Genomic DNA, 26,712 nt, shown 5'->3' with positions numbered 1-26,712 from the left:
TGGCGATGCCGCTGGTATCGTTGTCCGACGCGATTGTTACGAGCCCCGGGCCCACGTGCGCGGCTCATCAATGCGCGGGGCGCGCGCTTCCTCGCATGTCGCTGTCCGCTGCCGGGTTGTCATGAGGAAAGGACAGGGAAACTCATCGACGTATCAGTCGAGCGTTCGCACAAAGCATTTCCAGCGCAGATAAGATTGACAATGCAATCGATGCCACACGTGATAACGAGGCGATCCCGCGTCTGCCGGTGAGATCGTTTCAAGTAAGAAGAAAGCTGTCGCTGAAGAGGCGATGCGCGCTCACAGGAGGCTGCCATGCGTATCGGTGTACCCAAGGAAGTCAAGAACCACGAGTATCGCGTGGGTCTCACGCCGGCCAGCGTGCGAGAACTCACCGCTCGTGGACATCATGTCGTGGTCCAATCGGAGGCGGGCGACGCCATCGGTCTGTCGGACGAACAGTACCGGCTGGCGGGTGCGGAGATCTTGCCGGAGGCCGCCGAAATTTTCGCCCGCGCCGACATGATCGTGAAGGTCAAGGAGCCACAGCCCGCCGAATGTCAAATGCTGCGGCCCGGACAGATCCTCTATACGTATCTGCATCTCGCACCAGACCCGGCCCAGACGAAGGCGCTCGTGGACTCCGGCGCGATCTGTATCGCTTACGAGACGATCACCGGACCGGGCGGTGGACTGCCGCTGCTGGCGCCAATGAGCGAAGTCGCCGGACGCATGGCCGTGCAGGCCGGCGCGCACTTTCTCGAGATCGCCCAGGGCGGGCGCGGCGTGTTGCTCGGGGGCGTGCCGGGCGTGACGCCGGGGCATGTCGCCGTGATCGGCGCGGGCGTGGTCGGTACCAATGCGTTGCAGATGGCGGTCGGACTCGGCGCGCGCGTCACCGTGCTGGACAAGAACGTCGATCGCCTCCGCCAGCTCGACCTGGTTTTCGGCAACCGGATCACGACCGCGTTCTCCGACGCGCAGAGCATCGAAGATGCCGTGCTCGATGCCGATGTGGTGATCGGCGGCGTGCTGATACCGGGAGCGTCCGCTCCCAAGCTCGTCACCCGGCAGCACGTCGCGAGCATGCGCAAGGGAGCGGTGATGGTCGATGTAGCGATCGACCAGGGCGGCTGCTTCGAGACGTCCCATCCGACCACGCATGCCGATCCGGTCTTCCTCGTCGATGGGGTCGTGCACTATTGCGTCGCGAATATGCCGGGAGGCGTGGCGCGCACGTCGACCTTCGCGTTGAACAACGCCACGATCGGCCTTGCAATCGTATTGGCGGACAAGGGCTGGAAGCGTGCGATGAAGGAGGACGTGCATCTTCGCCGCGGCCTGAACGTTTGCGATGGAAACGTCACTTACAAAGCCGTCGCACGCGATCTCGGATATCAATATGTCGATGCGGAGTCGCTTCTCGACTGAAGGTGCGGCTGCCCCGGCCTGCGCAGATGCTCGCCGGCAAAGTCGGCGAAGGTCCCGGGCTTGACCGGGAGCCGGGTGCGTTCGGGATGGATCGCGTCGATATCGGGGTCTGGCAACTCGGCCGATATCGACGCGAATGTGACAGCCGATGCTTACTTCTCGATCTGCTGATTCCAGCGTTGATCCCACTGAGCGCGATTCGCATTGATCGCGTCCCAGTCCACGACGGTCACCTTTTTCACGAGCGCATTCAGGTCGCCGAGGCTCTTCTCCATCTCGGGCGGCATCTTGGCCTGCGTGTTGGTGGGTATCTGTTTGCCGGCTTCGGCGGCCTTCGTCTGCGCGGACGCGGACAACAGGAACTGCGCGAGCTTCTGCGCGAGCGCCGGGTCCGAATTGTTCTTCACGACGCACACGTCCACGAGCAGCAGCACCGCGCCTTCCTTCGGCGCGACGTAGGCCACCGGCAGGCCCTTGTCCTTGAGATCGCCAATGGCGGTCGGCGTGAGCGGGAAGATTCCGGCTTCGCCCGTCGTGATCATTTCCGAAAGCTTTGCCGAGTTCGGAATGTACTCGACGACGTTCGGACCGACCGTCGTCGCCCACTTGCTGAAGCCCGGCTCGACGTTCTTCTCGCTGCCGCCCCACAAGCGGTTGAGCGCGAGGAACCCATGCAGGCCGAACGTGCTGCTCGACGCCGACTGGAACACGACCTTGCCCTTGTACTTCGGATCGGCGAAATCCAGCCACGAGGTGGGCGGCGCCCAGCCCTTTTCCTTGAAGAGCTTCGTGTTGTAGCCGATGCCGGTCATCCCGAGCTGCACGCCCGCGCCCATGTCGTCCTTCAGGCGCGCGAACGGATACAGCTCCTTGAGCACCGGCGCATCGTCGAGCTTCTGGCACACGCCCATGCTGACGGCGCGGGCCATCACGCCGTCATCGAGGAACGCGACGTGGATCTGCGGGCTGTTGCGGTTCGCGAGGAGCTTGGCGAGCACGTCGGACGAAGTGCCCGGCACCACGACGACCTTCACGTTGTTGGCTTTTTCGAAGTCGGGCAGGACCTGGCTCGTGTAGGCCTTTTCCATCGGCCCGCCGTTCATGCCGATATAGATGGTCTTGCTCTGCGACCAGGCGGACGACGACGCGCCAACCGCAACGAGCGTGGCGAGCGAAACGAGTGTGCGGGACAGCTTCATCGGGAATTTTCCTTGTTATGACTATGACTAGTGGGTGGCGGAAAGGGGCATCAAACTGAACCGTCCGATCGAAAACGCCGTGATCGGCGTGCTGGTTTCGCCCTGCGTGACGAGTTCGGCGAGCACTTCGCCGACGCCGGGCGCAAGCAGGAAGCCGCCGCCCGAAAAACCGAACGCGTGCAGAAGACGCGGTGTGGTGCGGCTCGGTCCGATGACCGGATTGCCGTCGGGCGTCTCGCCTTCGACGCCGCTCCAAGTCCGGATCAGCAGCGCATCGCGCAACGCGGGCAGGAGCGCGCAGGCGTCGCGCATCACGGCGCGCGTCGTCGCGGTCGATGGCTGTGCGTACTCGCCATCGCCGTGTCCGCGTCCGCCGCCGATCACGCAGTTGCCGCGCTCGACCTGGCGCGCGTAAATACCGCCGCCCACCACGCCGAGACTGTGGCCGATAAAGAGCGGCAGCGGCTCGGTCACCCACATGTTTGGATAGATGGCCTTCATCGGCACGCTTTCGCCGAAACTCCCCGCGATGCGATTCGCCCACGCGCCCGCGCTGTTGACGAGCCAGTCGGCGCTGATGCGTTCGTTGCCCGCGCGCATCTGAAAGCGCGTGCCGTCGAAGACGATGTCGGCGAGCTCGGTCTGCTCGCGCACGTCCGCTCCGGCGCGCCGCGCGGCGTGCGCGAAAGCGGGCGAGACGAGGCGCGGATTCGCGTGGCCATCGGTGGGGCAGAGCGAGCCGCCGATCGCCGCCGGGCCGAGCCACGGATAGCGCTTGCGGAATTCCGCGCCGCGCATGACCTGCGATTCGACACCGTGTTCGCGCGCCATCGCGGACCATTCATCGAGCACGTCGAGATCGGCCTCGCGCCGCGCAAGCCGCAGATGACCGGACACGATGAGCTCTCCGTCGATGCCGATCAGTTCGGGCAAACGGCTGTAGACGCGCCGCGCCCGCACGGCGAGCGGCAGTTGCTCGGCGGTGCGCCCCTGCGTGCGCACGCCGCCGTAGTTGACGCCGCTCGCCTGCGCGCCGCAGAAGCGCCGTTCGATGAGCGCGACGCGCATGCCCTGCCGCGCGAGTGCGAGCGCCGTCGACGAGCCGACGAGCCCGCCGCCCGCGATGACGACATCGAAGTGACGCACCTCACTCATCATGGGCTTCCTCGGGCTGCACCTGCACGCCGTCGTCGTAGAGCATCGGTGTGATCGGAATCGGTTTGACGGGCGCCTGGCTGCGCAGACGGCCGACCTCGGCGAGCGGCTTGCCGGTTTCATCGGCGAGCAGGGCGATGGCGGATTCGCCGCACATGCGCCCCTGACAGCGCCCCATGCCGATGCGCGTGAGCGCCTTCAGTCGATTGACTTCCGTGGCGAGCCCGCTGCGAATGCACGCGCGCATCGTGCCCGCGGTGACTTCCTCGCAGCGGCAGACGACGAGATCGTCGGGCCAGCCTCGCGCGGCGTTCGCGGGCGGCGCGAAGGCGTGTTCTATGCCCGCGCGGAACGCGGCGATGCGTGCGAGCGCCTGTTCGAGCTTCGCTGCGTCGGGCAGCGCGCTTTCGTGAGCCACGATGCCGATGTCCTCGATCAGCGCGAGCGCGGCGCGCCGTCCCGCGAGCTCGGCGGCGTCCGCGCCCGCGATACCCGCGCCGTCGCCGGCGAGATAGATGTGGCGCACGGAACTGCGGCCTGCCACATCGCGCTCGGGGATCCAGCAGCGATTCAGCGCGTCGAAGCGGAAACGGCAGCCTGCGAGATCGGCGAGCTGCGTCTCGGGACGCAGGCCGAAGCCCATGCCAACGGCATCGCACGCGAGCGTGCGCGACTCGCCGCGATGCGTGCGCCAGCGGATGCCGCGCACGGCATCGTCGCCTTCGATGCCATCGAGCGTCACGCCGCGCTCGATGCGCACGCCGCGCGCATGCAGCCATCCGACGTAATACACGCCCTTGGCGAACGTCGAAGGCTGGTTCAGCATGCGCGGCGCGGCGCTGATTTGCCGCGAGAACGGATTCGTGTCGAGCACGGCCGCGACGTGCGCGCCCGCCTTCACGTATTGATACGCGACCAGATACAGGAGCGGCCCGGTGCCCGCCAGCACGACGCGCGAGCCGATCGCGCAGCCTTGCGCCTTCAGCGCCACTTGCGCGCCGCCGAGCGTGAAGACCCCCGCGAGCGTCCAGCCGGGAATCGGCACGATGCGATCCGTCGCGCCGCTCGCGATGATCAGATGCGTGAACGGCACGCTCGCTTCGCGGCCTGCGTGAAGTGTGTCGAGCCGGTTGTGTTCGCAGGACCAGACGAGCGTGTCCGGGCGGTAGTCGATTCTGGGCAGCAGCTTCGCCATCGTGTCGTGCACGGCGCGGGCCTTGTTCGCCTCGAAGCCGTAGAGCGACGACTTGCTGCGCACGAAGCCCGCGTCGGCCGGCGGCTGGCGATAGATCTGCCCGCCCCAGCGCGCGTTTTCGTCGATGACGACGGGACGAATACCTGCCGCCACCAGCGTTTCCGCGGCGCGAATGCCCGCGGGCCCCGCACCGACGATCACCACGCGTGGAGCCGTGCTCATTGTTCGTCTCCGGCGTTCGTGACCACGCGCATGCCTGCTTCGATACGCGTCGAGCACGCGCGCATGCGCTTGCCGCTTTCATCGCGCACCCAGCAGTCCTGACACGCGCCGATCAGGCAGAAGCCCGCGCGCGGATTGCCGCTGAATTCGCTGTGCCGCACGTGACGCTGCTGCGTGAGGATCGCGGTCAGCAGCGTGTCGCCCGTCAGCGCTTCGGTCTGAACGCCATCGAGAACGAAGGAGATGCGCGCGCGGTCCCGTTCGGCGAGGCGGACGAACTGCGGCGCGTGATGATGCATAACGGTGCTCATGAGAGTGAGTTCAGTGCTGGCCAATCAGAATGCGGTTGAGTCCGTACACGCGGTCGAGGATCAGCATCGCGCCGGCGGTGATGAAGATCACCAGCGCCGAGACGGACGCCATCATCGGATCGATCGATTCGGTTGCGTACATGTACATGCGCACCGGCAGCGTGACGGTCTGCGGCGACGTGACGAAGACCGACATCGTCAGCTCGTCGAAGCTGTTGATGAACGCGAGCAGCCAGCCGCCCGTGATGCCGGGGAGGATCAATGGCAGCGTGACACGGCGGAACGTGGTCCACGCGCTCGCGCCGAGCGACGACGCGGCGTGCTCGATGCTGCGGTCCATGCCGCTCACCGAAGCCAGCACGAGCCGCATCACGAACGGCGTGATGATGACCATATGCGCGAGGATCAGCCACGCGAACGAGCCGGTCACGCCGATCATCGCGAAGAAGCGCAGCATCGCGATGCCGAGCACGAGGCCGGGAATCACGAGCGGCGAGAGCAGGAGCGCGTTCAAAAAGCCGCGTCCCGGAAAGCGCGCGCGGCCGATCGCAAGGCCCGCCGGCAGCGCGATGACGAGCGACAGCGTCGCCGAAGCGAACGCGAGCTTCACGCTGTTGAAGAACGCCGAGATGAAGTCGGGATAGTCGAGAATCGCGCGGAACCAGCGCAGCGAGAGGCCGCGCGTGGGCAGCGTGAGCGTTTCCTCGGGCGTGAACGCGACCAGCACGACGATGACGAGCGGCGCCAGCACAAACAGGATCACGATCGTATGGAACGCCAGCGCCAAGGGGCCGTTTTTGCGCATGATGGAGTGCCTCGCTTTAGCCCATGCTGCGCGCGTAGCGCCGCTCGAGCACGCGGTAGTAGGTGAGCATGACGACCAGATTGGCGATGAGCAGTAGCAAGGCGATGGTGGCGCCGAGCGGCCAGTTCATCGAACTGAGGAACTGGTCGTAGACGGTCGTGGCCGCCACTTTGAGACGCCGCCCGCCGAGCAGGCCGGGAATCGCGAAGGCGCTCGCGGAGAGCCCGAACACCATCAGGCTGCCCGAGAGAATGCCCGGCACGAGTTGCGGCAAAACGATGCGCCACAGCGTGACGGCGGGCGAGGCCATCAGGGAAAGCGCGGCGTTTTCCGTCTGCGGGTCGATGCGCTGCAGCGCGGTCCAGACCGGAATCACCATGAACGGCAGCATCACGTGCACGAGCGCGATGACGATCGCGAATGTCGTGTAAAGCAGCTTGTACGGACCCATGCCGAACACGCCGAACAACTGGTTCACCAGCCCGTTCATGTTGAGCAGCATGCTCCAGCCGAACGCGCGCACGACCACCGACACGAGCAGCGGCGCGAGGATCACCAGCAGAAAGACCGAGCGCCACGGATCGCCCATGCGCGAGAGGATGTACGCCTCGGGCGTGCCGATCACAACGCACAGCAGCGTCACGAGTGCGGCGATGCCGAAGGTGCGCAGAAAGATCGTGTGGAAGTAGGGCGAGCCGAGCACTTCGGCGTAGTTGTGCAGATCGAACGCGGCGACGGGTCCGATCGATGGATCGAAGCGATAGAAGGTCAGCGCGAGCGTCATCGCGAGCGGCACGATCACGAGCACCGAGAAGAGCAGCAGCGCGGGCGCGCTCATCATCCACAAGGGAAGATGGGCGTGCCACGGCGCGCGGCGTCCTTTTCCCGACTGGGCCGCCACGGCGGACTCCGAAGAACGCAGCGTGCTATCCACGGGCGGCCTCCTGAATGAAGCGGATCGATTCCGCGTTCCAGTCGATGCCCACTTGCGCGCCTTCTTCCAGCGGCTCGTCGCCGTGGTTCTGGCAACACACGAGCATTTCGCCGGCCCGGCTGTCGAGCCGGTAGAGCCACTGGCTGCCGAGAAAGAAGCGGCTCGTCACGCGGCCCGGCAGACGTCCGCTGCCCGCCGCGCCGAGCCTGAGCTTTTCCGGGCGGATGCACACGGTGACCGCATCGCCGACGCCGATCGCGCGCTCGCGTTCCGGCAACTGCGAGGTCGTGCCCGTCTCCGAGAGATCGTGACCGAGATCGATGCGAATGGCGTTGCCGTCGCGCGCGACGATCGTGCCGCGCAGCATGTTCGCCTTGCCGATGAATTGCGACACGAAGCTCGTCTCGGGACGTTCGTACGCGCGATAAGGCGTATCGACCTGCGTGATGCGTCCCGCCTCCATCACGACGACGCGATCGCTGATCGACAGCGCTTCGGACTGATCGTGCGTGACCATGATCGTCGTCGTGCCGATCTTGCGTTGAATGCCGCGCAATTCGAACTGCATGTCCTCGCGCAACTTGGCGTCGAGATTGGACATCGGTTCGTCGAGCAGCAGCACGGGCGGCGCGATGACGATGGCGCGGGCGATCGCCACGCGCTGACGCTGCCCGCCCGAGAGCTCGCGCGGAAAGCGGTGCGCGAACGGGTCGAGCCGCACGAGCGACAGCGCTTCCCGCACGCGGTCGCGGCGCTCGCGCTTGTCGATGCCGCGCATCTCCAGGCCGAAGCTCACGTTCTGCTCGACGCTCATGTGCGGAAAGAGCGCATAGCTCTGGAACACGATGCCGAGACCGCGCTTGTTCGGCCGCATGTGCGTGATGTCGCGGCCGTCGAGCGTGATGCGGCCGCGCGTGGCTTCGATGAAGCCCGCGATCATTTGCAAGGTCGTGGTCTTGCCGCAGCCCGAAGGCCCGAGCAGCGAGACGAATTCGCCCTTCTCGACCGAGAGGTTGACATCGGCGACGGCGTGCAGATCGCCGAACGACTTCGACAGATCCGTCAGTGTGAGGAACGACATGGCCTTTCCCTTCGGCGTAGCGGGCGCCGGCTGCATGTGATGAATTCGATGAAATCGACTTTAGCCAGCCAAATTCCGGCCAGTCAATTCGAAATTCCATTCATCGATAAGGACTTGATGTGTGATTCCGTTTAACGGAATATAAAAGCCATAAGTTCGGTGGATCGTTTCGCTCAGCGCGATTTGGGTAATCCCTGAGTTCGCTGCGTATTGTGCGATGCGGCGGTATCGGGTCGAATAGCGGCACGAATGCGCAGCATCGAATGCATTCCGTTGTGTGGAATGAATGAGGCCAAGATGAAGGCATCGATCGAAGAAAACGGAACGGACGCGCCCGGCACCGGCATGCTGCAACGCGCATTCGCCGTGATCCGCGCGCTCGGCGAGGATCAGGCGGAAGGCAGCCGCGTCACCGCGCTCGCGAAGGCCGTTGGTCTCACGCAGGCTACCGTGCATCGGATTCTTCAGGCGTTGATGGCGGAAGGCGTCGTGGAGCAGGACGAAAACACCAAGCGCTACCGGCTGAGCGTGGATTTCTTTTCACTGGCGGCGCAGGCGGGCAATCCGAGCCGGATGCGCACGCTATGCCGGCCCGCGCTGCTGCGGCTGTGCGCGAGTCTCGGCGACACCATCTTCCTCCTCGTGAAAAGCAGCTTCGATGCGGTGTGTCTCGACATGTGCGAAGGTCCGTATCCGATCCGTTCCTTCACGGGCGACGTCGGCGGGCGCGTCGCGCTGGGCGTGGGGCAAGGGAGCCTCGCCATTCTCGCGTTCCAGCCGGAAGCGGAGCGCGAGGAGATCATCCGCTACAACGTGCCGCGGCTGCACAACTATGGCGTGTTCGACGAGGTGTATTTGCGCACGGAGATCGAGCGCGTGCGCGTGCAGGGTTACGCGGGCCGCAACAGCGGGTTGATCGACGGCATGGCTGGCGTGGCGGTGCCGATTCTCGACCGCTCGGGGCATGCGGTCGGCGCGTTGAGCGTCGGCACGCTGTCGACGCGCCTGGGCGAAGACCGCCTGCCGATGGTGGTCGAACTGCTGAAGCGCCAGGCGCAGGCGCTCGGCCCGCAGATCAATCCGTTCGACGTGGCCGTGCGCCGTCCGGTTCATGGCCTGACGCGCGCGATGGCGACGAGGCCGCTGTCAGGGCCGGCGGAATAAGCAGCAGAGCCGTACGAGCGCGCCTGGGTTCAGGCATTTTCGCCGCGCGCATGCGATTCGCAGCGATGAGCCGCGTTGCCGGCCTTATTTGCCGTAACGCGCCGCTGTGTTGAAGAAGCCACGCCATCGGGTGATCTTGCCGCCTCGAATCGTGAAGATGTGCGCCCATTCGCTCTCGAAAGTCTTGCCCGTATCGAGCGCCGTCGACTTCTCCCAGCCCAGGACCGTCACATGATCGCCCGCCTCGATCAACTCGCGCGGCTCGAACTCGTGTATCTGATCGGCTCGCGGGATATCGGCGAAGAAGGCCGCGACCTCGTCGCGCGTTGTGCGCCGTCCAGCGTAAGGCAGGCCTGCGGAGGCGACGAACTCCCAGTCGACTTCGTCGCCGACGAGATCGAGAATCGCCGGCACATCGCCGCGTCCGAAGGCTTCGTATGCACGCTGTACGATTTCTTTAGCCGCTCCCATGTTGTCCTCCCTTCGCGCTGTTCGTGTGCTGCTGAGCCTCTTCATGCACGTCCCGCTGCTGCCAGCGGCCCTTGCTTCAGCATAGGTCATGAACGCATGGAACAGCAGGGTGCGCGAGGTCTGCGCGCGGTCTATCGGAGCGCGATGGCCGGCTATCTGCGAAACAGATGCGGATGGCTGTCGATGATCGCGCGAATGAAATCCCACACGAAGCGAATCCGCCTCGTCTTGAAGAGATCTTCCGGCGCGGCGAGCCATAACGTGCGCGTGATCTGCGCGCGATCGGGAAACAGATTGATCAGGTCCGGGCGAGCCGTCGCGACATACGGCGTCAGAAGTCCGATGCCCATGCCGGCCGCGAGGGCCTCGCGTTGCGCGAGCACGCTCGTCGACGTGAATCGTCTCTTCGGCTTCGATACGAGTTCGTCGAGAACGCGATAGCGCTCGCTCACGGAGCCGTCGTGCACATAGTCGACGAAGTCGTGCTCGGCGATATCCGCAAGGCCGCGAATGGGCGCGTGCATGTCGAGATAGGCCCGGGAGCTGTAGAAAAAGTAATCGACATCGGCGAGACGCGTGACCGTATAGCGGCCCATCTGCGGCGGCTCCAGCGTGACGAGAATCTCGACCTCGCGCGTGACGAGGCTCGGGAATTGCGGCTGCGCCATCAGCTCGACGTGAAGATCGGGCTGCTGCCTGTTCAGTTCCACGATGCCCGATGCCAGCACATGTATGCCGAACGCCTCGGGCGTGCCGACGCGCACCGTGCCGTGAATCGCGGAAGACCGGCTCATATGCTCTTCTATCGCACCGAGCATGGCGTTTTCCATGCGCTCGGCGTGAGGCACGAGCGCCTTTCCTGCATCGGTGAGCGAGTAGCCGTTACGCCGCCGGTCGAACAGCACCGTGCCGAGCGATTCTTCCAGACGATTGATCCGGCGCGATACCGTCGAATGCTCGACATTCAATCGTTCGCCCGCGGTGGAAATTTTCCCCGTGCGTGCGACTTCGAGGAAGTATCGAAAGTCGGTCCATTCCAGATCGTTCTTCATGGTCTCCGTTCGCCGTCTCGTCATGTCACGACGATAGCGGATGATGATGGGACACGGTCCAATCATCGCATGCTCCGGAGGGCTGCATCGATGAAACGCGGGCAAGCGTGAGCAGCCCGCCCGCTGACTGGGAAGTCTGTCGTGTCAAAGCGCGAACGAAAGCGCAGGCTCCGTGCGCGCCTGCAATGCCTCGCGCGACACGCCCGGTGCGAGTTCCCTCACGACGAGTCCTTGTTCAGTTACGTCGATGACCGCGAGATCCGTGATGATCCTGTTCACGACACTGGCGCCCGTCAACGGCAACGAGCAGTGCCGCAGGATCTTCATTTCACCGGTACGTGTCGTGTGCTCCATCAGCACGACGACGCGTCGCGCCCCGCCGACGAGATCCATCGCGCCGCCCATGCCCTTGACCATCTTGCCGGGGATCATCCAGTTCGCGAGGTCGCCAGCTTCGCTGACCTGCATCGCACCGAGTATCGACTGATCCATGTGGCCGCCGCGGATCATCGCAAAGGACATCGACGACGCGCATATCGATGCGCCCGGCACCATCGTGATGGTCTGCTTCGCGGCGTCGATGAGATCCGGGTCGATCTCGTCCTCGTCGGGCGGCTCGCCGATGCCGATCAGGCCGTTCTCGGATTGCAGCCAGACCTGCATGCCGTCGGGCACATGCTGAACGACCTTCGTCGGCAATCCGATGCCGAGGTTCACATAGTCTCCGTCGCGGAGTTCGGTGGCGGCGCGGGCCGCCATTTGCTCGTGGTTCCAGGCCATGATCTACCTCTCAGTTGCCGCGCGTGCGAAAGCTTCTGCGCTCGATGCGCTTGTCGGGATAACGGTTCAGAACGATGCGGTCGACGAAGATGCCGGGCAGGTGCACGTCATCGGGATCGATCTCACCGATCTCGACGATCTTCTCGACCTCGGCGATGGTGATGTTGCCCGCCATCGCGACATCGGGATTGAAGTTGCGCGCCGTGCGCGAGAACACGAGATTGCCCGCGCGGTCCGCAACCGATGCCTTCACCAGCGAGACATCGGCGTTCAACGCGGTTTCCATGATGTAGCGCCTGTCGCCGAAGAGGCGCTCTTCCTTGCCTTCGGCGATAACCGTGCCCACGCCCGTGCGGGTGAAGAACGCAGGAATGCCGGCGCCGGCCGCGCGCAGGCGTTCGGCGAGCGTGCCTTGCGGCGTGAATTCGAGTTCGAGTTCGCCGGACAGATACTGGCGTTCGAACTCCTTGTTCTCGCCGACATAGGACGAGACCATTTTTCTGATCTGCCGCGTCTTCAGCAGAATGCCAAGGCCGAAATCGTCGATGCCGGCATTGTTGCTGATGCAGGTCAGATCGTTCACGCCGCTGTCGCGAAGCGCGAAGATGAGCTTCTCCGGGATGCCGCACAGGCCGAATCCGCCGATGGCAATGATCTGCCCATTCCTGACGACGCCGGCGAGCGCGTCCTCGGGTGTCTCGAATACCTTCTCCATATCAAGCTCTCTGTGTTTTGAATCGTCTCGTGGGTCGCATTTTCAAGCGGGATTCTTTGCGAAATTCTGGCGTCGCGGACGAGCGCCTGGCAACGGCGATCCGCGCAAGCTTGAGGTGCGGAAATGCACAATCCATTCGAATCGGACTCGATGGTCAAGCCATCGGTGAGCCGCTAACCACGAGACGTATCCGTGCATAAATGCACAGCCACTTTGCGGGCATTGCATATCTCTATTCACGTCCGATGCGGATAATTTGCCTGAACCGAGGCGAATCACGTGCTCTCGATATGGCAATTAATCAGCGAGATTTCTGTTCCCGGTGACACGAGAAAAATTTCGCGCAATCGAGGAATGGAGATCATGGAAATCAGAACAGTTGCATTCATCGGCGTCGGGAGCATGGGCGCGCCGATGGCCCGTCGCGTCATGCAAGCGGGATTCGAACTCATCGTCTGCGACCGCAATCCGGCGGTGCTCGCGTCATTCGAGGCGCAAGGCGCACGCGTCACGATGTCGGCACGAGATTGCGGCGTGGCCGATGTCATCGTCGTCCTCGTCGGCAACGATGCGCAGATCAGGGACGTGACGATCGGCGCGGACGGTCTCGTGCATGGTATCGCCGAAGGCCACGCGCCGATCGTCTGCGTGATGAGCACGACCTTGCCGGACACGTTGCAAGGCATCGCGCCGCGGCTGGAGGCGGCGGGCGCGCATCTGATCGATGCGCCGATCAGCGGCGGCATCGTCAAGGCGGAAGACGGCACGCTGACGATCATGCTCGGCGGCGCTTGCGCCGATGTCGACGCCGTCATGCCGGTGATGCGCGCGATGGGGCAGAACCTGTTTCGTTGCGGCGAGCTGGGGTCGGCCGAAGTGGTCAAGGTGGTCAACAACATGCTGTGCATCGCGACGATGTTTCTGACCGCCGAAGCGATCGATCTCGCCGAGCGCCACGGCGTGAAGTTCGAGCAGATCGCGCCGATCATCAACGTCAGCACGGGACGGAATTTTCTCACCGTCGATGCCGCCGAAGGACGCCGTCAATACGGCGCGTGGGCGCGATCGGAGGAGGCGTTCGGCGCACTGGTGAAGGTCGTGAGCAAGGATCTGCATCTCGCCAGGGATATGGCGGCGTCGGGCAAGCTCGATCTCGGTCTTCTCGGTGAAGTCTCACGTTATGTCGACGCCCACGGCGGCGCGGCGATGGATCAATGGATGCGTCACGGAGGCGTTCGCTGATGCACATGCGGTGACCCGGTCAGGCGGAGGTGCCGCGGGTGATGAGTCGATAATAATTACTTAGGATTGGAGACGAGTTGATGGCCCTCTTCATAGTCGTGGCGGCCCTGGTGTTTCTGATGTTCGCCGCGTATCGCGGCTACAGCGTGATTCTCTTCGCACCCGTTGCCGCGCTGGCCGCCGTGCTGTTCACCGAGCCCGCCGCCGTCGCGCCGGTGTTCTCCGGCATCTTCATGGAGAAGATGGTCGGCTTCGTGAAGCTCTATTTCCCGGTGTTCCTGCTCGGCGCGCTGTTCGGCAAGGTGATCGGGATGTCGGGCTTCGCGGCGTCCATCGTGGCGGCTGCGATTCGCCATATCGGACGTTCGCGCGCCAACGTCGTGATCGTCGCGGTGTGCGCGTTGCTCACCTATGGCGGCGTGTCGGTGTTCGTCGTCGTGTTCGCGGTGTATCCGTTCGCGGCGGAGCTTTATAGGCAGAGCAACATCCCGAAGCGGCTCATGCCCGGCGCCATTGCGCTCGGTTCCTTCTCGTTCACGATGGACTCGCTGCCGGGCACGCCGCAGATCCAGAACATCATCCCCACGACGTTCTTCAAGACGACCGGATGGGCCGCGCCGTGGCTCGGTGTGATCGGCTCCGTGTTCATGGTCGTGATCGGGCTTGCCTACCTTGAATGGCGCCGCCGCAGCGCGATGGCCGGGGGCGAGGGCTACGGCAGCGTGCTCATCAACGAGCCAGAACGGGTCGACACCGCTGCGCTGCCGAATCCGATGCTGGCGATCCTTCCGCTCGTGCTCGTCGGCGTGGCGAACTTCGTCTTCACGAAGTGGATTCCGCTCTGGTACGGCGTGTCCTACACCGTGCCGCCGGAGATCCTGCCGGGCGTGCACGCGCCGATCACGACGCCGATCAGGACGGTCACGGCGATCTGGGCGGTCGAAGCAGCGCTGCTGCTCGGTATCACGCTCGTGATCGTCACGGCGTCCCGCCGCGTGGCAGCCGGCTTCGCAGACGGTTCGAAGACCGCGGCGGCAGGCGCGTTGCTGGCCGCGATGAATACCGCATCGGAATACGGTTTCGGCGGCGTGATCGCGGCGCTGCCCGGTTTCGTCGTGGTCAGCGATGCCCTCAAGGTCATCCCGAATCCGCTCGTGAACGCGGCGGTGTCGGTCAGCACGCTGGCGGGCATCACGGGCTCGGCATCGGGAGGGATGAGCATCGCGCTTGCTGCGATATCCGAGCAGCTGATCAGGAACGCACAGGCCGCGCATATCCCGATGGACGTGCTGCATCGCGTGGTCGCGATGGCGAGCGGCGGCATGGACACGCTGCCGCACAACGGCGCGGTGATCACGTTGCTGGCCGTGACGGGACTCACGCACCGGCAGTCGTATCGCGACATCTTCGCCGTCACGCTGATCAAGACGCTGGCCGTGTTCTTCGTGATCGCCGTGTACTACACGACGCGCCTTGTCTGACCTCATCCAATCAACGCAATCAAGGAGACTCCACATGGCTCGGGGGCAGCGGGCATCGTCCGCGCCGCGGCGCTATCACCGGAAGACGTCGCATCGACGGCGCTGTTTCTCGCTTCCGATGAATCGCGCTCGACCGCGGGCCACATTCTTCCCGTCGATGGCGGGCTGACCATTTCCTGATTTCACACCACGGACATTACGATGAACGAATACACCGATATCCTCTACAACGTGGGCGGCGGCGTCGCGCGCATCACCATCGACCGGCCGGAAAAGTACAACGCGTTTCGCGGCCGGACCTGCGATGAGCTCATCCACGCGATCAACGCGGCGTCGTGGGACAAGGCGGTCGGCGTGGTCGTGCTGACCGGCGCGGGCGACAAGGCGTTCTGCACCGGCGGCGACCAGTCGGCGCACGATGGCGGCTATGACGGACGCGGCATGATCGGCCTGCCGGTCGAGGAATTGCAGGGTGCGATCCGCGATTGCCCGAAGCCCGTCGTCGCGCGTGTGAACGGCTATGCCATCGGCGGCGGTAACGTGCTCGTCACCTGTTGCGATCTGGCGATTGCTTCCGACACGGCGCAACTCGGTCAGGTCGGTCCCAGGGTCGGTTCCGTGGATCCGGGATTCGGGACTGCGCTGCTTGCCCGCATAGTCGGCGAGAAGCGCGCGAGGGAGATCTGGTTTCTCTGTCGTCGATACACCGCGAACGAAGCGCTGAGCATGGGGCTCGTGAACGCGGTCGTACCGCACGAGAAACTGGACGCCGAGGTCGACAGATGGTGTCAGGAAATCCTCGCCATGAGCCCGACGGCGCTCGCCATTGCGAAACGCTCGTTCAACGCGGACAGCGAATCGATCCGCGGCATCGCGGGGCAGGGCATGCAGGCGCTCGCAATGTACTACGAAACTGAAGAATCAAAGGAAGGCGTGCGGGCGTTTCTCGAGAAGCGCAAGCCGAGGTTTCGCGATGTGCCGGTGCGGAGGCCGGACGAGAACTGATCGATATTTTCATCGCATGTCGGTCCGAATCGGCGTCGAGCTAAGAGGCTGGACGCGCGCAGTCGGCCAGTAAGCGACGTTCGACGGGGATCTCGCCTGGTCACTCAGACGTCGGCTCGCCCCTTGCCGCGGACGTTCGATTTGCGAAGGCGACCAGACTCCTGCCTCTGGGGGGAACGGGTAATTGCCCGTTTGCTCACTTTCGTTGTGGTGTGTTTCGACTCACGCATTCGCGTTGAAGTCAGCGACGAAGAATCCATCGCGCGGGGGGCCTGCTACCGCTTTCGTGCAGCGGACTCGGGAAACGCGTATTGCGTCATCCGATCCTGACGTTCGGGCGCGGGACGGCACCGCATCGCGCGCTGGAGAGGACATCGTCGACAAGCTTGCGCTCGCCAACGGCGTGCCGCTCGCAGATACGCGCATCACCGGTTGGCCGTCGAGTTCAGCGATCGTGCAACTCGTGCGCGATGGCCTCGGCGTGGCGGCAACCGACGCGCGGATGCGCCGCTTTTCGTGCTCGGCGCGGCGAACGCGACACGGGCGGCTGTCACGAATACTGCGAGCAGGCGAATCGACGCTTGATCGAGCGGCTATGACACTCGGCCTGGCAAGAACGTCGCGTCGCTCGAGCGGACGCTTGCCGGGCTGGTCGCCCTTTGAGCGCAATCCCGCTCAAAGGGGCGCCCGGTCAAGTTGGACTGGGCGGATCAGGGATAGGCAGCCGCCGCGGCGAGATAGAGCACGACCGCTATCACGACCACCGCAGTAAAGCCTAGATGAATCGCCACTATCGTCGCCAGGACTGCAGCCACCACGGACGTGCACGCGTTGACGCCCCACGCCCAGGGCACGAGCGTTTCGGCACAGCCGGCAACGCGGCTGAGCCCGAGCGGAAAGGGCATGCCCATCGTAAAGCCGAGCGGCGCGATGAGCAGCACGGCAATCGCTATTCTGACCGGGTCGGATAGAGGTATCAGGAGCGAGAACAGAGGGGGCAGCACGAACAGGTAGCAGAGCGAGATGGCAGAGAGGGCCACGATGGCGGTCGCCGCAGTCGACCAATGGTTTCTGATCGTGCGCGGCCGTGTCGCGGAACGGGCGACCCGTGCCTCGCGACCCTGCAGGCGCTGCGCGTACCGGCTTCCGAGTCCCGCGAACGAGAGGAACGCACACAGCACGACCGCCACAGCGTAGAGCGGGTGGCTCAGGAGCAGAACGAACTTCTGGATGAACGCGATCTCGATGAACATGAAAGCGAAGCCGATCGCGACGAAATAGATCGCGACTCTGCTTTCCGATATCGCCGCCACCGAAGCAGTGGCATCACCGCGGGAAGTGGCGTCCAAACGCGATGAACCGTGAGCCGTGCCCGTCCGGCGCTTCATCACCCACAGAGGCAAGAGGATCAACACGAAGGCCATCAATGTCGCCTGCAGAAGGGTGGCGATCAGTACCGGGTAGCCCCATTCCAGCAAGGTCATGCCGCCTCGCCCTTTCAACGCGAGAAACTCGGGCAGCGATCGCCATTTGAAGAAGTGAAAGAAGTACGGTTTGTCGTCCGTGGCGGGGCGGATATCGAACTTGTAGCGCGCCCAGAACGTTTCCCGCCCGGGACTCAGCAGCGCGTGCGCGGCTTCGAAGAAGTAGGGCCTTTCAAGTACGTTGTAGCGATTCGCTTCGGCGGCCTGCATCCCCGGGTAGTATCCGACGTCGAACGAACGGGCATGGCAGAAGCTGCGCAGCGCGGCGATGTCCTTGTCATCGAATTCGCCGTTCTTGACCAGCAGCGTCGCGGTCTTCCATCCGCGGATCAGCATGAGCCGTCGAGATGGTTGTCTCACACCGGCGTTCTCCATCGCCAGTACGGCCGTCGCAAACAGTTTGAGGACGTCGCGCGGGGGCAGCGTGACCCAGCGAGTGATCGCCAGTATGCCGCCTGCGTTGAGATGGCGCAGATAGTCCTGAAACGCCTGCACAGTGTAGAGGTAGCTCTCGGAAAGGGCGTAAAGCCCGGCCGAGGTGGCACTGAAGGAGTCCAGCAGCGCGACCTGGATGAGGTCGTAGCGCTCGCCGCGCGCGGCGACGAAACCACGCGCTTCGCCGGCGAACAGTCGAACGTTGGGTGCGCTGTACGGCTTGCCGGAAAAGTCGGCAAAGCGGTGCTGAACCGCTTCGACGATCTGTGGATTCAGTTCGACCGCGTCGATTGCGCTCGCTTCGTGATACAGCGCCTGCAATACGTCGCCGCCTGCCCCACTGCCGAGCACGAGGACTTTGGGTCGCCGCAGCAAGTGATAGGGAAGCGCGGAGGTCATTGAGTCGAGGTAACCGAGCGGCTCGCGCCGCCCGTCATAGCGATTGAGCGCGGACAGTCCGTCGCCGTCGGTGAATACGCCGAGTTGCGGCGGCGGTTCCATCGTCGCGTTGAGGCTCAGCCCGGGCGCATGTCGGAAGGGAATCGAGGGGCTTTCCACCACCGTGACGACACCCAGCGGGCTTGAGCTTTCGGCGACCACGTGCGCGTCCTTGATACGCAGAGCCTGGCTCAGTTCCTTGTACTCCGATGGCCGCAATACGATCCAGTCTCGCGGCAGGCCGGTGGCCAGCATGGCGGCGGCGCCGAGCAACAGGATCGGCAACCACTTCCGGTGCCAGCGGCATTCGACGCATGCCAGCGCCGCTGCCGTGATGCCTGCGGCGCCCACTACCCGAAGCGCATCCAGCGGACGCAGCACGAATAGCGCGCCGATGATCGCGACGCTGCCCAGGCCCGCTCCGCCAATGTCGAAACTGTAGATACGCGGGATCTGGTCATTGAACCGTGTGAAGGTGAGACAGACGCTGGTCGCGGCGCAGAAGAAAGGAACGAAAAGGAGCACGTAGATCAACAGCAGGCGCAAAGGTTCGCGCGGATTCCAGAGAATCTCCAGCGGGTTGAACGCGATGCGCTGCGCGAAAGCGAACGAGGTGACCGCAAAGACGCCGAACAGGATTGCACCGGCGACAAACACGGCTGTGAACCGTGCCACGAGCCAGCGCTGCGCAAGCGAGACCATGGCGCCGGCTGCTCCGTAGCCCAGCAGCGCCGCGCTGATCATCATGTACGCGAAGTGATGCCATTGAATGATCGAAAAGAGCCGCATCAACAGCAGCTCGTAACCGAGGGCAGCGGCTGAAAGCAGCGAGACGGAGAGCAACGGCGCGGCCGGCATGATGGCATGAACCTGAAGGGGATGCGGACGGCGCGCGCTCAGCCATGCTGCCATGCGGGTTCGCGGGATATCTTTGGGCCGCTCGATTCAGTGCCCGACGAGAGGCACGAAGCGGACGGGCAGAATCTGTCGGGTGGAGACGGTCCCGTCGTTCGCCTTCGTGATCAGCAGCAGATATTGCGTCAGAAACTGCGCGCCTACGGGAATGACAATCCTGCCGCCGGGCTTCAACTGCCGCACGAGAGGAGGGGGGACGTGGCTCGAGGCGGCGGTGACGATGATGGCATCGTAGGGCGCGTGGGCTTCCCATCCGTAATAGCCGTCTCCTACCTTGGTTTCCACGCGCTTGTAAGCAAGCCGCTGCAAGCGCTCCTGAGCCGCTTGGCCCAGAGGTTCGATGATTTCGATCGTATAGACCGCTTGCGCGAGGGTCGAGAGAATCGCCGCCTGATACCCTGAGCCGGTGCCGACTTCCAGCACGACGTCAGTGGGCTTGATCATCATCAGGTCGGTCATCAACGCGACGATATAGGGCTGCGAAATGGTCTGGCCATAGCCGATGGGAAGAGGCCGGTTCTCATAGGCGTTGCGCTCCTCGTCGGGTGGCACGAACTGGTGGCGAGGCACTTGGTTCATCGCGGCGAGCACGCGCGGATCGATTGCGGCTCTGCCGGTTGCGAGGGAGGTTTCGGTCGCAAGCTCCGAGATGTTCCTGATCATCGTCGCGCGAAGGGACGCGAAGTCATCGGCGGCGTGAATGCCAGAAGACATCCACGCCAGTGCAATTGCTGGAATCAGGATACGCAGCCAGCGCAGCATGACTCGTTTCACCGTGCGGCCCCAGTTGGCTGTCTGCTGAAATTCTACGCCCGCGTACGCGAGGTCGGGCAGGGCGCGTCTGGCCGTTCGTCGCATGTTTAGCGCAGACTTCGAGCGCGTCATCGTGTCAACGCCAAAGGCCGCATTGCCTCTGGGAACGGCCGTGGCTGGCGCGCTTGTGATGAATGCAAGATTCATGAAGGCTCGCGACGGTGCTTCTGCGATCGCACGCGCCTGTTCCCCCCGCATCCAGTAACGTTGGCTGCGTTGTACGCGAGGCATCTGCGAGCAATCTTGAGGCGCAGTGAACCGGTTACGCAAAAAATCCATAACCGATCCGTCGCGCCCCTAACTCACCATCTATAGTTAGAGTATGACTAACGTGTTTAACGTGTTGACTCTGAGGACGCCGCCATGACCCGCAAGTACATCGATTGCCGCGCCTTTCCGAGCGAGATGAATTGCTCGATTGCGATCGCGGCGGACACCGACGACGAACTGATTGAAGCCGCGGTGCAGCACGCTGTCGCGGTGCACCATCACGAGGACACGCCCGAGTTCCGCGCACAGCTTAGGCAGGCCTTCAAGGAAGGAACTCCGCCATTGGAAAACCCACAGGCGTCATCCTGACATTGACGGGCGATTTCGACTGGTAACGATCATCGCAAAACGGCGGTCGTCGAGACTCGTGCGCCGTTCCCAGGCGCCTAGATTCGACTGCACCGCTTCGCGAATGACAGCAAGCGGCGCACTGCTGTCCTCCGTTCTTGCTGACATCGATTCGCGAAATCTGCTGGCCGGCTCAGCGAGCTCGACGCGGTATCGCTCCAGTCCGTGCGGCTCGCAGATCCGCTCAGCGCTGCGTCGTCGACTAATGACGCGAGAGGGAATCGTTCCGCCGCTTTTGCCGAGGGTGGCCTCCGTGCCGATGACAATAAAGGTGACTTGGGCAGTTTGAAAAATACTTGGACAAGACAGATGAACTTGTATGTAGCCATTCGACGCGATCCCTCAATTCGCCATTTCCTTATGCAGATTGATAGTCTGCCGTCAGTCATGCGCCTCGATACCGAGCCCGGAGAAGGGGAACTCGTCCTGATCCACTGTAGCTCGGTCCACGAGACGGGTTATGGCTTTCTGAAGATCATTCCACGCCGTGACGGAAAGGAAAAACCGGGAGAAGGCATGGACACGTTTGCATTGCCGCCTGCCGTTATAGCTTGGATCGCTGAGGCCAGAAGCGAATTTGTTGTCTGATCCCCGATGATACCGACGCGCGTTCTCGCGCGCCCTATGGCAACCGCTCGCTGAGCGGGCAAGCGGCTTTTGGCGTTCCCCGCTGGAGCGTGCGTTGACCCGATACGGCCATGAAAGGGACATTCGCTTTCGCCAGGTGAAGCCGTTTGAGCGGCTCTTACACATTCAAAAGCGGTCGTTAGGTGGCGTGCGAGTCGCGTGTCCTGCCGTCATCGAAACCCTTTTGCATTCCGGAACTGATCACCCCGCCGTAGCGGCGGGCCAGACTCTCCCCAACCGGAGAGCAGGCCCGCCTAGGCCGCGAGCCGACACTCCGTGCTTGCAGCGGATCGTTTCTTCTCCAGAACCGCCGGCGCCGTGTCCTCATCGCAAGGGCGCACAGCCCGGCACCGCGCCTGCCGTCATCTCGTCAAGAAACTCGCGCGTGCGGGTGCGCCTCGTTGACCGATCCAGACAGGCTTTATCCTGCTCCCAGGATAGTCCACACTCACGTCAAGCTAGGACTCGCGCGGCCCGTCCCTGACAACCATTCTTGACAAGCCCGTAATTTCACGGCAGCACCTGGTTGAACAGCGTTGCTTGGTACGCTTCAAAGTTGACCGCGTGCCACAGCGGATGCCGACGATGATCGACGGGATCCTCGAAGGCGTTCACATTCATTCACGCTATCTACCGACCAAGTGCAACCGATGATTACCGTGCAGGAGTTGCTCGATACCGAATCTCTGAAACTGACGGTCCTTGGGGGCTCGTCCGGACTGATGCGGACAATCAACTGGGCCCATGCCGTTGACCTTCCCGATCCCTGGCGATGGATTTCCGCCGGTAATCTTGTCATGACGACGGGTGTGGGCCTGCCGCGCAACGCGTCGGACCAGGCTACGTGGCTTGAGAAACTGGCCCATAGCAATGCAAGTGCATTGGTCGTCGCACGCCAGGCCGATGCGCCGGAACTGTCACGCGAGATGCTGGAAGCGGCAGACCGTCTCATGTTCCCCGTGCTCGCCGCGAGCTTCGAGCTTGAGTTCGTCCAGTTGTCGAGGCATGTGATCGAAAGTGTGCTGCAAGCCCAGCGCGACCGCTTCAGAGCCAGCGAACAACTGTTCGAGACTTATGCGACCGCACTGCGCGAAGAGCCGGACATGGCCGGACGACTGACCATTCTTTCCGACCGGTTGCGCCTCGGTCTGGCAATCGAAGATGCTGGCAGCGGCTCGGTCATCGTTTCCTCGCGCTCCTTGCCGGGTTCTGACGAGACTCACCCGGTTCTCGTAGAACGTGTCGCTATTGGCGGGCGGGCGAGGGCGAATCTGGTCATTCGCCGCCGGGACGCGGAAGCTTTGCAAGATCCGCTGCTAGTGCGCTCTCTTCTAGGCCTGCTCGAGATCGAGCTGGAACGCATGATGATCGACCGCGACAACCTTCGGAAAGAAGGCGCGGCGCTTTTGCGCAGCCTGTTGCGGGGAGAGGCCGAGTTTTCCTTTCGTCCAATCCTGGAGCGACGCGGGCTAACGGGCACGCTCGTCGTGCTCGCGGTCGCTCCAGGAAAGCAAGGGCCGTGGAGCGTAGCGGACATCCACCATGCGCCAGCTTTGCACGCCCGCACACCGCTGCTGCTGGAAGACGACGTGCTGCTCGCGCTGGCTCAGGATCACGCCGCTACGATCGATTGCCTGCGCTTCGACCCGGGCAAGGGCACCGTGGTCGGCATAAGCGGGCCCGTCACGGAGGCAGCCGGCTTTCGCGAAAGCGTGCGACAGGCTCGCCTGGCGCTGGCACAGGCACGTGAAGTCGGAATGGAAGTAGTGCGCTACGGAGAAATAGAAACCGGCTATATCACGATGCCGAGGTCGCTCGCCGAGGCGAGCGCCTTGGTTGGCCGCTATCTCGCTCCCGTGATCGAGTACGACCGCGTTCATGGCACCGTGCTGCTCACGACCCTCATGACGTTTCTCGAGAACGATGGCAACTGGAAATCCGCCGCCTTTGACCTGGGCATTCATCGTCAAACACTTGTCTACCGCTTGAAACATATCGAGCAGCTATGTGGCATCAAACCGACTACAACCGACGGCATCACCCGGCTGTGGCTGGCGGTTCAGGCGGGAAAGGCTGCCAATCTATTGTCTGACGATCTATCGAAATCATCAGATGGATAGTCATACATTTGTATAAAAGCCATCCTTCGAGTCGAAATTTTGCGCATAGCCTAGCTCGCGCGCATTGCTTTTAATGGAGGCCACAAAAGACAAATTCGATTCCAGGAGATAACCGATGCCTATCCAGACGGAGCTCGATCCGCGGCTGAAACACGCTCTTAAAACCCGGCATATCAGCATGCTGGCTCTCGGAGGCGTGATCGGCGCTGGCTTGTTCGTAGGCTCTAGCGCAGTCATTGCGTCGACGGGCCCCGGCGCTTTCATCACCTATGCCATTACGGGTTTGATCGTCGCGCTGATCATGCGCATGTTGGGCGAAATGGCTGCGGCTCAACCCATGATGGGTTCATTTGTCGATTACGCACGCCTTGCTTACGGCGATCTCGCCGGCTATGCGATGGGTTGGCTTTACTGGTATTTCTGGGTGATCGTGGTCGGGTTCGAGGCCGTCGTAGGCGGGCAAACCATCCATGCATGGTTTCCCGCCATTCCCGTCTGGATCATCTCGCTAGGCCTGATGGTCATGATGACGGCGCTCAATCTCTTGTCCGTCAAATCATTCGGAGAAGCGGAATACTGGTTCGCGGGTGTCAAGATCGTAGCCATTGCCGCTTTCCTGATCATAGCGGGCGCCTACGTCTTCCATCTCTGGCCAGGATCGACAGCAACGTTCTCCAACCTGACCGCACACGGCGGCTTCTTTCCCAAAGGCGTGGGGACGCTATTCACGAGCGTCGTGGTCGTGATCTTCTCAATGACAGGGGTGGAAGTAGCCACCATTGCCGCTGCGGAATCCGAGCATCCCGAACGCAACGTGCGCCGCGCAGTCAACACGGTGATGGCCCGCATCCTGGTCTTCTTCGTTCTTTCCGCGTTGTTCATCGTCGTGGCTCAGCCGTGGACGGACATCGTGCCAGGCAAATCCCCATTCGTGGCGACGCTTGAGAAGATCGGCATCCCGGGCGCCGCAACCGTATTGACAGCCGTCATCCTCGTCGCCGTGCTGTCCGTGCTCAACGCGGGACTTTATACATCGTCGCGTTTGCTTCTGGTCCTCAGTTCCAACAACGAGGCGCCGAAGTGGGTGGGACGTGTCAACGGCCGTGGCGTACCTGCCCGGGGCGTCATCGCTTCGACGCTGGTCGGATACGGCTGCGTGGTGATCGCAGCGCTCTGGCCCGACACTGTCTTCCTGTTTCTGATCAACTCGTCGGGTGCGGTGTTTCTGTTCGTCTATCTGATGATCTGCCTGTCACAGATCAAGCTGAGGGGCGAATGGGAACGCCGGGGCATGCTGAAGCTCCGGATGTGGGGCCATCCGTGGCTGCCGCTGCTCGTCACCGTCACCATCATCGCCGTACTGGTAAGCATGGCGCTCGATCCGAAGAGCCAGATCAGCCTTCTTCAAAGCGTCATCGCTCTGATCGTCATTCTCGCCTCCTACCCGGTGTTCTGCGTCAAGAGCAAGCGGAAGCAGGCGCGGACCGCGACACCATCGGCGGCAAATCGCACATGACGTGGAATCGGCGAGTTCCGCATACGCCTGGGACTCGCACGGTAATCGTCACAGCGATAAACGAATCCGAAGTGCATGAACACGAACCTGGATTGGTAGGAGAGACGGATGCCATCCGCACAAGAACTGACGCACCTTCCGAACCGCCCGCTGTGGCATGAACACTCGCGCGCGCGGGAAACGCTGGACCGGGAAGAGCAGGCCGATGTCGTCATCGTCGGCGCGGGTTATACAGGGCTTTGGACTGCGTACTATCTACTGAAGGCTCAGCCGTCGCTGAACGTCATCCTGCTGGAGCGCGAAGCTGTCGGCTTCGGCGCTTCGGGCCGCAACGGAGGGTGGGCGTCGGCAATATTTCCGATCGCGCTCGAACGCGTGGCGCACATGTATTCGCACGCCGCGGCATTGCATTTGCAGGCAGCGATGAACGAGACAGTGAACGAAATTGGACGCGTGCTCGATCTTGAAGGCATCGATGCCGACTATGCCAAGCAAGGTTTTCTCTCCCTTGCACGCAGTCAGCCTCAGTTCGATCGAATTCGAGCCTCAGTCGATGCGTCGGTTCGCTTTGGATTGCCGGATCAATGGCGCGCGCTCGATGCACAGGAAGCTTCGACGCGGATCGGCGCCGAGCGTGTGCTGGGCGGCCTTTACACCGAGCACTGCGCGCTGATCCATCCCGGCAAGCTCGTGCGTGGCCTGGCAACCGTTGTAGAAGCAATGGGCGCGCGAATCTTCGAGAAGACGGCCGCTCTCAAAATCGCGCCCGGACAGGTGAGCACGGCGCATGGCGGCGTCAAGGCAAGGACGGTGGTGCGCGCAACCGAGGCATTTTCCTGCCAGCTGCCGGAGAACAGCCGCTCCGTCATTCCGCTCTACTCGCTGGTACTCGCCACGGAGCCGCTGCCGCAGGAGCTTCGTCAGCGGCTGAGGCTCGATCATCGCCTGGCTTTCAATGACATGCGCCACCTGAGGGTGTACGGACAAGTGACGGCGGAAGGCCGGCTGGTGTTTGGCGGCCGCGGCGCTCCTTACCGCTTCGGCTCAAGAATGTCACCCGAGGATGACCTGGTCGACAAGGTCCACGCCAACATCCACGCCGCAATGCTCGAGTTCTTCCCCGATCTGGCCGATGCCCGCATCACGCATCGCTGGGGCGGCGCGCTGGGGGTGTCGCGGGACTGGTGCCCGACCGTGAGTATGGACAAGGACGCGCGCATTGCCTGGGCGGGAAACTACGTCGGCGATGGAGTCGCAACGAGCAACCTGGCAGGCCGCATCCTGCGCAATCTGATTCTCGATCGCGAAGACGAGATCAACCAGTTGCCCGTGGTTAATCATCGCTCGCCGGCCTGGGAGCCGGAGCCTTTTCGCTGGATTGGGGTCAATGGCGGTCTCACAGCGGCGGGTTTCAGTGACTTCGAAGAACGTTTAACAAACCAGCCATCGCGTACAGCACGGGTTCTGGAAAAGCTGACGGGCGCCCATTGAAAAAGGAGAAGT

23 protein-coding genes and 2 pseudogenes are annotated in these 26,712 nt (G+C 63.1%); 12 read left to right on the top strand and 13 right to left on the bottom strand.

Features of this window, described 5'->3' with window-relative positions; all coding sequences use genetic code 11:
• The first annotated feature begins 315 nt into the window (after positions 1–315).
• Entirely contained in the window at positions 316–1,431 is a 1,116-nt protein-coding gene (gene ald / locus AC1Z32_RS32445; RefSeq protein WP_483482914.1) for an alanine dehydrogenase, read from the top strand.
• 152 nt (positions 1,432–1,583) lie between these two features.
• Here ald and AC1Z32_RS32440 read toward each other — a convergent pair whose 3' ends face one another.
• From AC1Z32_RS32440 to AC1Z32_RS32410, 7 genes are read right to left on the bottom strand one after another with little or no spacing between them, the layout of a single operon-like run.
• Positions 1,584–2,630 carry an ABC transporter substrate-binding protein gene (locus tag AC1Z32_RS32440; RefSeq protein ID WP_483482913.1) on the bottom strand — a complete coding sequence of 349 codons (1,047 nt, stop codon included), beginning with the start codon at positions 2,628–2,630 and terminating at the stop codon, positions 1,584–1,586.
• Between the two features lie 27 nt (positions 2,631–2,657).
• The gene (locus AC1Z32_RS32435) at positions 2,658–3,785 is read right to left on the bottom strand and encodes an NAD(P)/FAD-dependent oxidoreductase (RefSeq protein WP_483483367.1); all 1,128 of its coding nucleotides are present in this window, start codon (positions 3,783–3,785) and stop codon (positions 2,658–2,660) included.
• Complete coding sequence (locus AC1Z32_RS32430; RefSeq protein ID WP_483482912.1) at positions 3,778–5,202, bottom strand: FAD/NAD(P)-dependent oxidoreductase; 1,425 nt, start codon at positions 5,200–5,202, stop codon at positions 3,778–3,780. Before AC1Z32_RS32430 ends, AC1Z32_RS32435 begins: the two co-directional genes overlap by 8 nt.
• On the bottom strand, positions 5,199–5,513 hold the full coding sequence (locus tag AC1Z32_RS32425; RefSeq protein WP_483482911.1) for a (2Fe-2S)-binding protein: 315 nt from the start codon (positions 5,511–5,513) through the stop codon (positions 5,199–5,201). Before AC1Z32_RS32425 ends, AC1Z32_RS32430 begins: the two co-directional genes overlap by 4 nt.
• A gap of 10 nt (positions 5,514–5,523) precedes the next feature.
• Positions 5,524–6,318: an ABC transporter permease gene (locus tag AC1Z32_RS32420; RefSeq protein ID WP_483482910.1), complete on the bottom strand. Its 795-nt coding sequence runs from the start codon at positions 6,316–6,318 to the stop codon at positions 5,524–5,526.
• Positions 6,319–6,334: 16 nt separating this feature from the next.
• Positions 6,335–7,252 (bottom strand): ABC transporter permease, encoded by a 918-nt coding sequence (locus AC1Z32_RS32415; RefSeq protein WP_483482909.1) that lies wholly within the window; start codon positions 7,250–7,252, stop codon positions 6,335–6,337.
• On the bottom strand, positions 7,245–8,333 hold the full coding sequence (locus AC1Z32_RS32410; RefSeq protein WP_483482908.1) for an ABC transporter ATP-binding protein: 1,089 nt from the start codon (positions 8,331–8,333) through the stop codon (positions 7,245–7,247). The genes AC1Z32_RS32415 and AC1Z32_RS32410 overlap by 8 nt, the downstream gene beginning before the upstream one ends.
• 297 nt (positions 8,334–8,630) lie before the next feature.
• On the opposite strand from AC1Z32_RS32410, the gene AC1Z32_RS32405 reads away from it, so the two are divergent.
• Positions 8,631–9,497, top strand: a complete 867-nt coding sequence (locus AC1Z32_RS32405; RefSeq protein ID WP_483482907.1) for an IclR family transcriptional regulator — start codon at positions 8,631–8,633, stop codon at positions 9,495–9,497.
• 84 nt (positions 9,498–9,581) lie between these two features.
• Here the strand turns inward: AC1Z32_RS32405 and AC1Z32_RS32400 are convergent, their stop codons facing one another.
• The 4 genes from AC1Z32_RS32400 to AC1Z32_RS32385 form a co-directional block, all read right to left on the bottom strand.
• Positions 9,582–9,968, bottom strand: coding sequence for a nuclear transport factor 2 family protein (locus tag AC1Z32_RS32400; protein WP_483482906.1), 387 nt, complete (start codon positions 9,966–9,968; stop codon positions 9,582–9,584).
• A 152-nt stretch (positions 9,969–10,120) separates the two neighbouring features.
• The gene (locus tag AC1Z32_RS32395; RefSeq protein ID WP_483482905.1) at positions 10,121–11,020 is read right to left on the bottom strand and encodes a LysR family transcriptional regulator; all 900 of its coding nucleotides are present in this window, start codon (positions 11,018–11,020) and stop codon (positions 10,121–10,123) included.
• A gap of 144 nt (positions 11,021–11,164) precedes the next feature.
• Complete coding sequence (locus AC1Z32_RS32390; protein ID WP_483482904.1) at positions 11,165–11,800, bottom strand: CoA transferase subunit B; 636 nt, start codon at positions 11,798–11,800, stop codon at positions 11,165–11,167.
• A gap of 10 nt (positions 11,801–11,810) precedes the next feature.
• Entirely contained in the window at positions 11,811–12,515 is a 705-nt protein-coding gene (locus tag AC1Z32_RS32385) for a CoA transferase subunit A (RefSeq protein WP_483482903.1), read from the bottom strand.
• Between the two features lie 363 nt (positions 12,516–12,878).
• Between AC1Z32_RS32385 and AC1Z32_RS32380 the strand changes: the two genes are divergently transcribed.
• The 5 genes and pseudogenes from AC1Z32_RS32380 to AC1Z32_RS32360 all read left to right on the top strand — a co-directional run.
• A complete protein-coding gene (locus AC1Z32_RS32380) occupies positions 12,879–13,757 on the top strand; it encodes an NAD(P)-dependent oxidoreductase (protein ID WP_483482902.1) in 879 nt (292 codons plus the stop codon).
• 80 nt (positions 13,758–13,837) lie between these two features.
• Positions 13,838–15,238 carry a GntP family permease gene (locus tag AC1Z32_RS32375; protein ID WP_483482901.1) on the top strand — a complete coding sequence of 467 codons (1,401 nt, stop codon included), beginning with the start codon at positions 13,838–13,840 and terminating at the stop codon, positions 15,236–15,238.
• Positions 15,239–15,310: 72 nt separating this feature from the next.
• Positions 15,311–15,418, top strand: a pseudogene (locus AC1Z32_RS32370) (SDR family oxidoreductase); the annotation flags it as partial.
• Positions 15,419–15,439: 21 nt separating this feature from the next.
• A complete protein-coding gene (locus AC1Z32_RS32365; RefSeq protein WP_483482900.1) occupies positions 15,440–16,243 on the top strand; it encodes an enoyl-CoA hydratase-related protein in 804 nt (267 codons plus the stop codon).
• A 248-nt stretch (positions 16,244–16,491) separates the two neighbouring features.
• Positions 16,492–16,842 (top strand): annotated as a pseudogene (locus tag AC1Z32_RS32360) (LysR family transcriptional regulator); the annotation flags it as partial.
• A gap of 111 nt (positions 16,843–16,953) precedes the next feature.
• Here AC1Z32_RS32360 and AC1Z32_RS32355 read toward each other — a convergent pair.
• Both AC1Z32_RS32355 and AC1Z32_RS32350 read right to left on the bottom strand, forming a co-directional pair.
• A complete protein-coding gene (locus tag AC1Z32_RS32355) occupies positions 16,954–19,512 on the bottom strand; it encodes a spermine/spermidine synthase domain-containing protein (protein WP_483482899.1) in 2,559 nt (852 codons plus the stop codon).
• Positions 19,513–19,545: 33 nt separating this feature from the next.
• Complete coding sequence (locus tag AC1Z32_RS32350) at positions 19,546–20,277, bottom strand: protein-L-isoaspartate(D-aspartate) O-methyltransferase (RefSeq protein WP_483483366.1); 732 nt, start codon at positions 20,275–20,277, stop codon at positions 19,546–19,548.
• A 414-nt stretch (positions 20,278–20,691) separates the two neighbouring features.
• Between AC1Z32_RS32350 and AC1Z32_RS32345 the strand changes: the two genes are divergently transcribed.
• The 5 genes from AC1Z32_RS32345 to AC1Z32_RS32325 all read left to right on the top strand — a co-directional run bounded on the left by AC1Z32_RS32345 (position 20,692) and on the right by AC1Z32_RS32325 (position 26,700).
• Positions 20,692–20,907: a DUF1059 domain-containing protein gene (locus AC1Z32_RS32345; protein ID WP_483482898.1), complete on the top strand. Its 216-nt coding sequence runs from the start codon at positions 20,692–20,694 to the stop codon at positions 20,905–20,907.
• Positions 20,908–21,255: 348 nt separating this feature from the next.
• Complete coding sequence (locus AC1Z32_RS32340) at positions 21,256–21,534, top strand: hypothetical protein (protein WP_483482897.1); 279 nt, start codon at positions 21,256–21,258, stop codon at positions 21,532–21,534.
• A gap of 689 nt (positions 21,535–22,223) precedes the next feature.
• A complete protein-coding gene (locus AC1Z32_RS32335; protein ID WP_483482896.1) occupies positions 22,224–23,693 on the top strand; it encodes a PucR family transcriptional regulator in 1,470 nt (489 codons plus the stop codon).
• Positions 23,694–23,808: 115 nt separating this feature from the next.
• Positions 23,809–25,209, top strand: a complete 1,401-nt coding sequence (locus AC1Z32_RS32330) for an amino acid permease (protein WP_483482895.1) — start codon at positions 23,809–23,811, stop codon at positions 25,207–25,209.
• A 108-nt stretch (positions 25,210–25,317) separates the two neighbouring features.
• Complete coding sequence (locus tag AC1Z32_RS32325) at positions 25,318–26,700, top strand: NAD(P)/FAD-dependent oxidoreductase (RefSeq protein WP_483482894.1); 1,383 nt, start codon at positions 25,318–25,320, stop codon at positions 26,698–26,700.
• Positions 26,701–26,712 lie beyond the last annotated feature (12 nt).

This window comes from Caballeronia sp. 11_S32, from assembly GCF_056930355.1.
Note: the sequence above shows the minus strand (reverse complement) of the source record. Positions and strands in the feature narration are given on the sequence as shown.

What these genes read in the sequence shown, in the direction of transcription:
- ald (WP_483482914.1), top strand. Translation starts at nt 316, where the DNA reads ATGCGTATCGGTGTACCCAAGGAAGTCAAGAACCACGAGTATCGCGTG.
- AC1Z32_RS32440 (WP_483482913.1), bottom strand. Translation starts at nt 2,630, where the DNA reads ATGAAGCTGTCCCGCACACTCGTTTCGCTCGCCACGCTCGTTGCGGTT.
- AC1Z32_RS32435 (WP_483483367.1), bottom strand. Translation starts at nt 3,785, where the DNA reads ATGAGTGAGGTGCGTCACTTCGATGTCGTCATCGCGGGCGGCGGGCTC.
- AC1Z32_RS32430 (WP_483482912.1), bottom strand. Translation starts at nt 5,202, where the DNA reads ATGAGCACGGCTCCACGCGTGGTGATCGTCGGTGCGGGGCCCGCGGGC.
- AC1Z32_RS32425 (WP_483482911.1), bottom strand. Translation starts at nt 5,513, where the DNA reads ATGAGCACCGTTATGCATCATCACGCGCCGCAGTTCGTCCGCCTCGCC.
- AC1Z32_RS32420 (WP_483482910.1), bottom strand. Translation starts at nt 6,318, where the DNA reads ATGCGCAAAAACGGCCCCTTGGCGCTGGCGTTCCATACGATCGTGATC.
- AC1Z32_RS32410 (WP_483482908.1), bottom strand. Translation starts at nt 8,333, where the DNA reads ATGTCGTTCCTCACACTGACGGATCTGTCGAAGTCGTTCGGCGATCTG.
- AC1Z32_RS32405 (WP_483482907.1), top strand. Translation starts at nt 8,631, where the DNA reads ATGAAGGCATCGATCGAAGAAAACGGAACGGACGCGCCCGGCACCGGC.
- AC1Z32_RS32400 (WP_483482906.1), bottom strand. Translation starts at nt 9,968, where the DNA reads ATGGGAGCGGCTAAAGAAATCGTACAGCGTGCATACGAAGCCTTCGGA.
- AC1Z32_RS32395 (WP_483482905.1), bottom strand. Translation starts at nt 11,020, where the DNA reads ATGAAGAACGATCTGGAATGGACCGACTTTCGATACTTCCTCGAAGTC.
- AC1Z32_RS32390 (WP_483482904.1), bottom strand. Translation starts at nt 11,800, where the DNA reads ATGGCCTGGAACCACGAGCAAATGGCGGCCCGCGCCGCCACCGAACTC.
- AC1Z32_RS32385 (WP_483482903.1), bottom strand. Translation starts at nt 12,515, where the DNA reads ATGGAGAAGGTATTCGAGACACCCGAGGACGCGCTCGCCGGCGTCGTC.
- AC1Z32_RS32380 (WP_483482902.1), top strand. Translation starts at nt 12,879, where the DNA reads ATGGAAATCAGAACAGTTGCATTCATCGGCGTCGGGAGCATGGGCGCG.
- AC1Z32_RS32375 (WP_483482901.1), top strand. Translation starts at nt 13,838, where the DNA reads ATGGCCCTCTTCATAGTCGTGGCGGCCCTGGTGTTTCTGATGTTCGCC.
- AC1Z32_RS32365 (WP_483482900.1), top strand. Translation starts at nt 15,440, where the DNA reads ATGAACGAATACACCGATATCCTCTACAACGTGGGCGGCGGCGTCGCG.
- AC1Z32_RS32355 (WP_483482899.1), bottom strand. Translation starts at nt 19,512, where the DNA reads ATGGCAGCATGGCTGAGCGCGCGCCGTCCGCATCCCCTTCAGGTTCAT.
- AC1Z32_RS32350 (WP_483483366.1), bottom strand. Translation starts at nt 20,277, where the DNA reads ATGCTGCGCTGGCTGCGTATCCTGATTCCAGCAATTGCACTGGCGTGG.
- AC1Z32_RS32345 (WP_483482898.1), top strand. Translation starts at nt 20,692, where the DNA reads ATGACCCGCAAGTACATCGATTGCCGCGCCTTTCCGAGCGAGATGAAT.
- AC1Z32_RS32340 (WP_483482897.1), top strand. Translation starts at nt 21,256, where the DNA reads ATGAACTTGTATGTAGCCATTCGACGCGATCCCTCAATTCGCCATTTC.
- AC1Z32_RS32335 (WP_483482896.1), top strand. Translation starts at nt 22,224, where the DNA reads ATGATTACCGTGCAGGAGTTGCTCGATACCGAATCTCTGAAACTGACG.
- AC1Z32_RS32330 (WP_483482895.1), top strand. Translation starts at nt 23,809, where the DNA reads ATGCCTATCCAGACGGAGCTCGATCCGCGGCTGAAACACGCTCTTAAA.
- AC1Z32_RS32325 (WP_483482894.1), top strand. Translation starts at nt 25,318, where the DNA reads ATGCCATCCGCACAAGAACTGACGCACCTTCCGAACCGCCCGCTGTGG.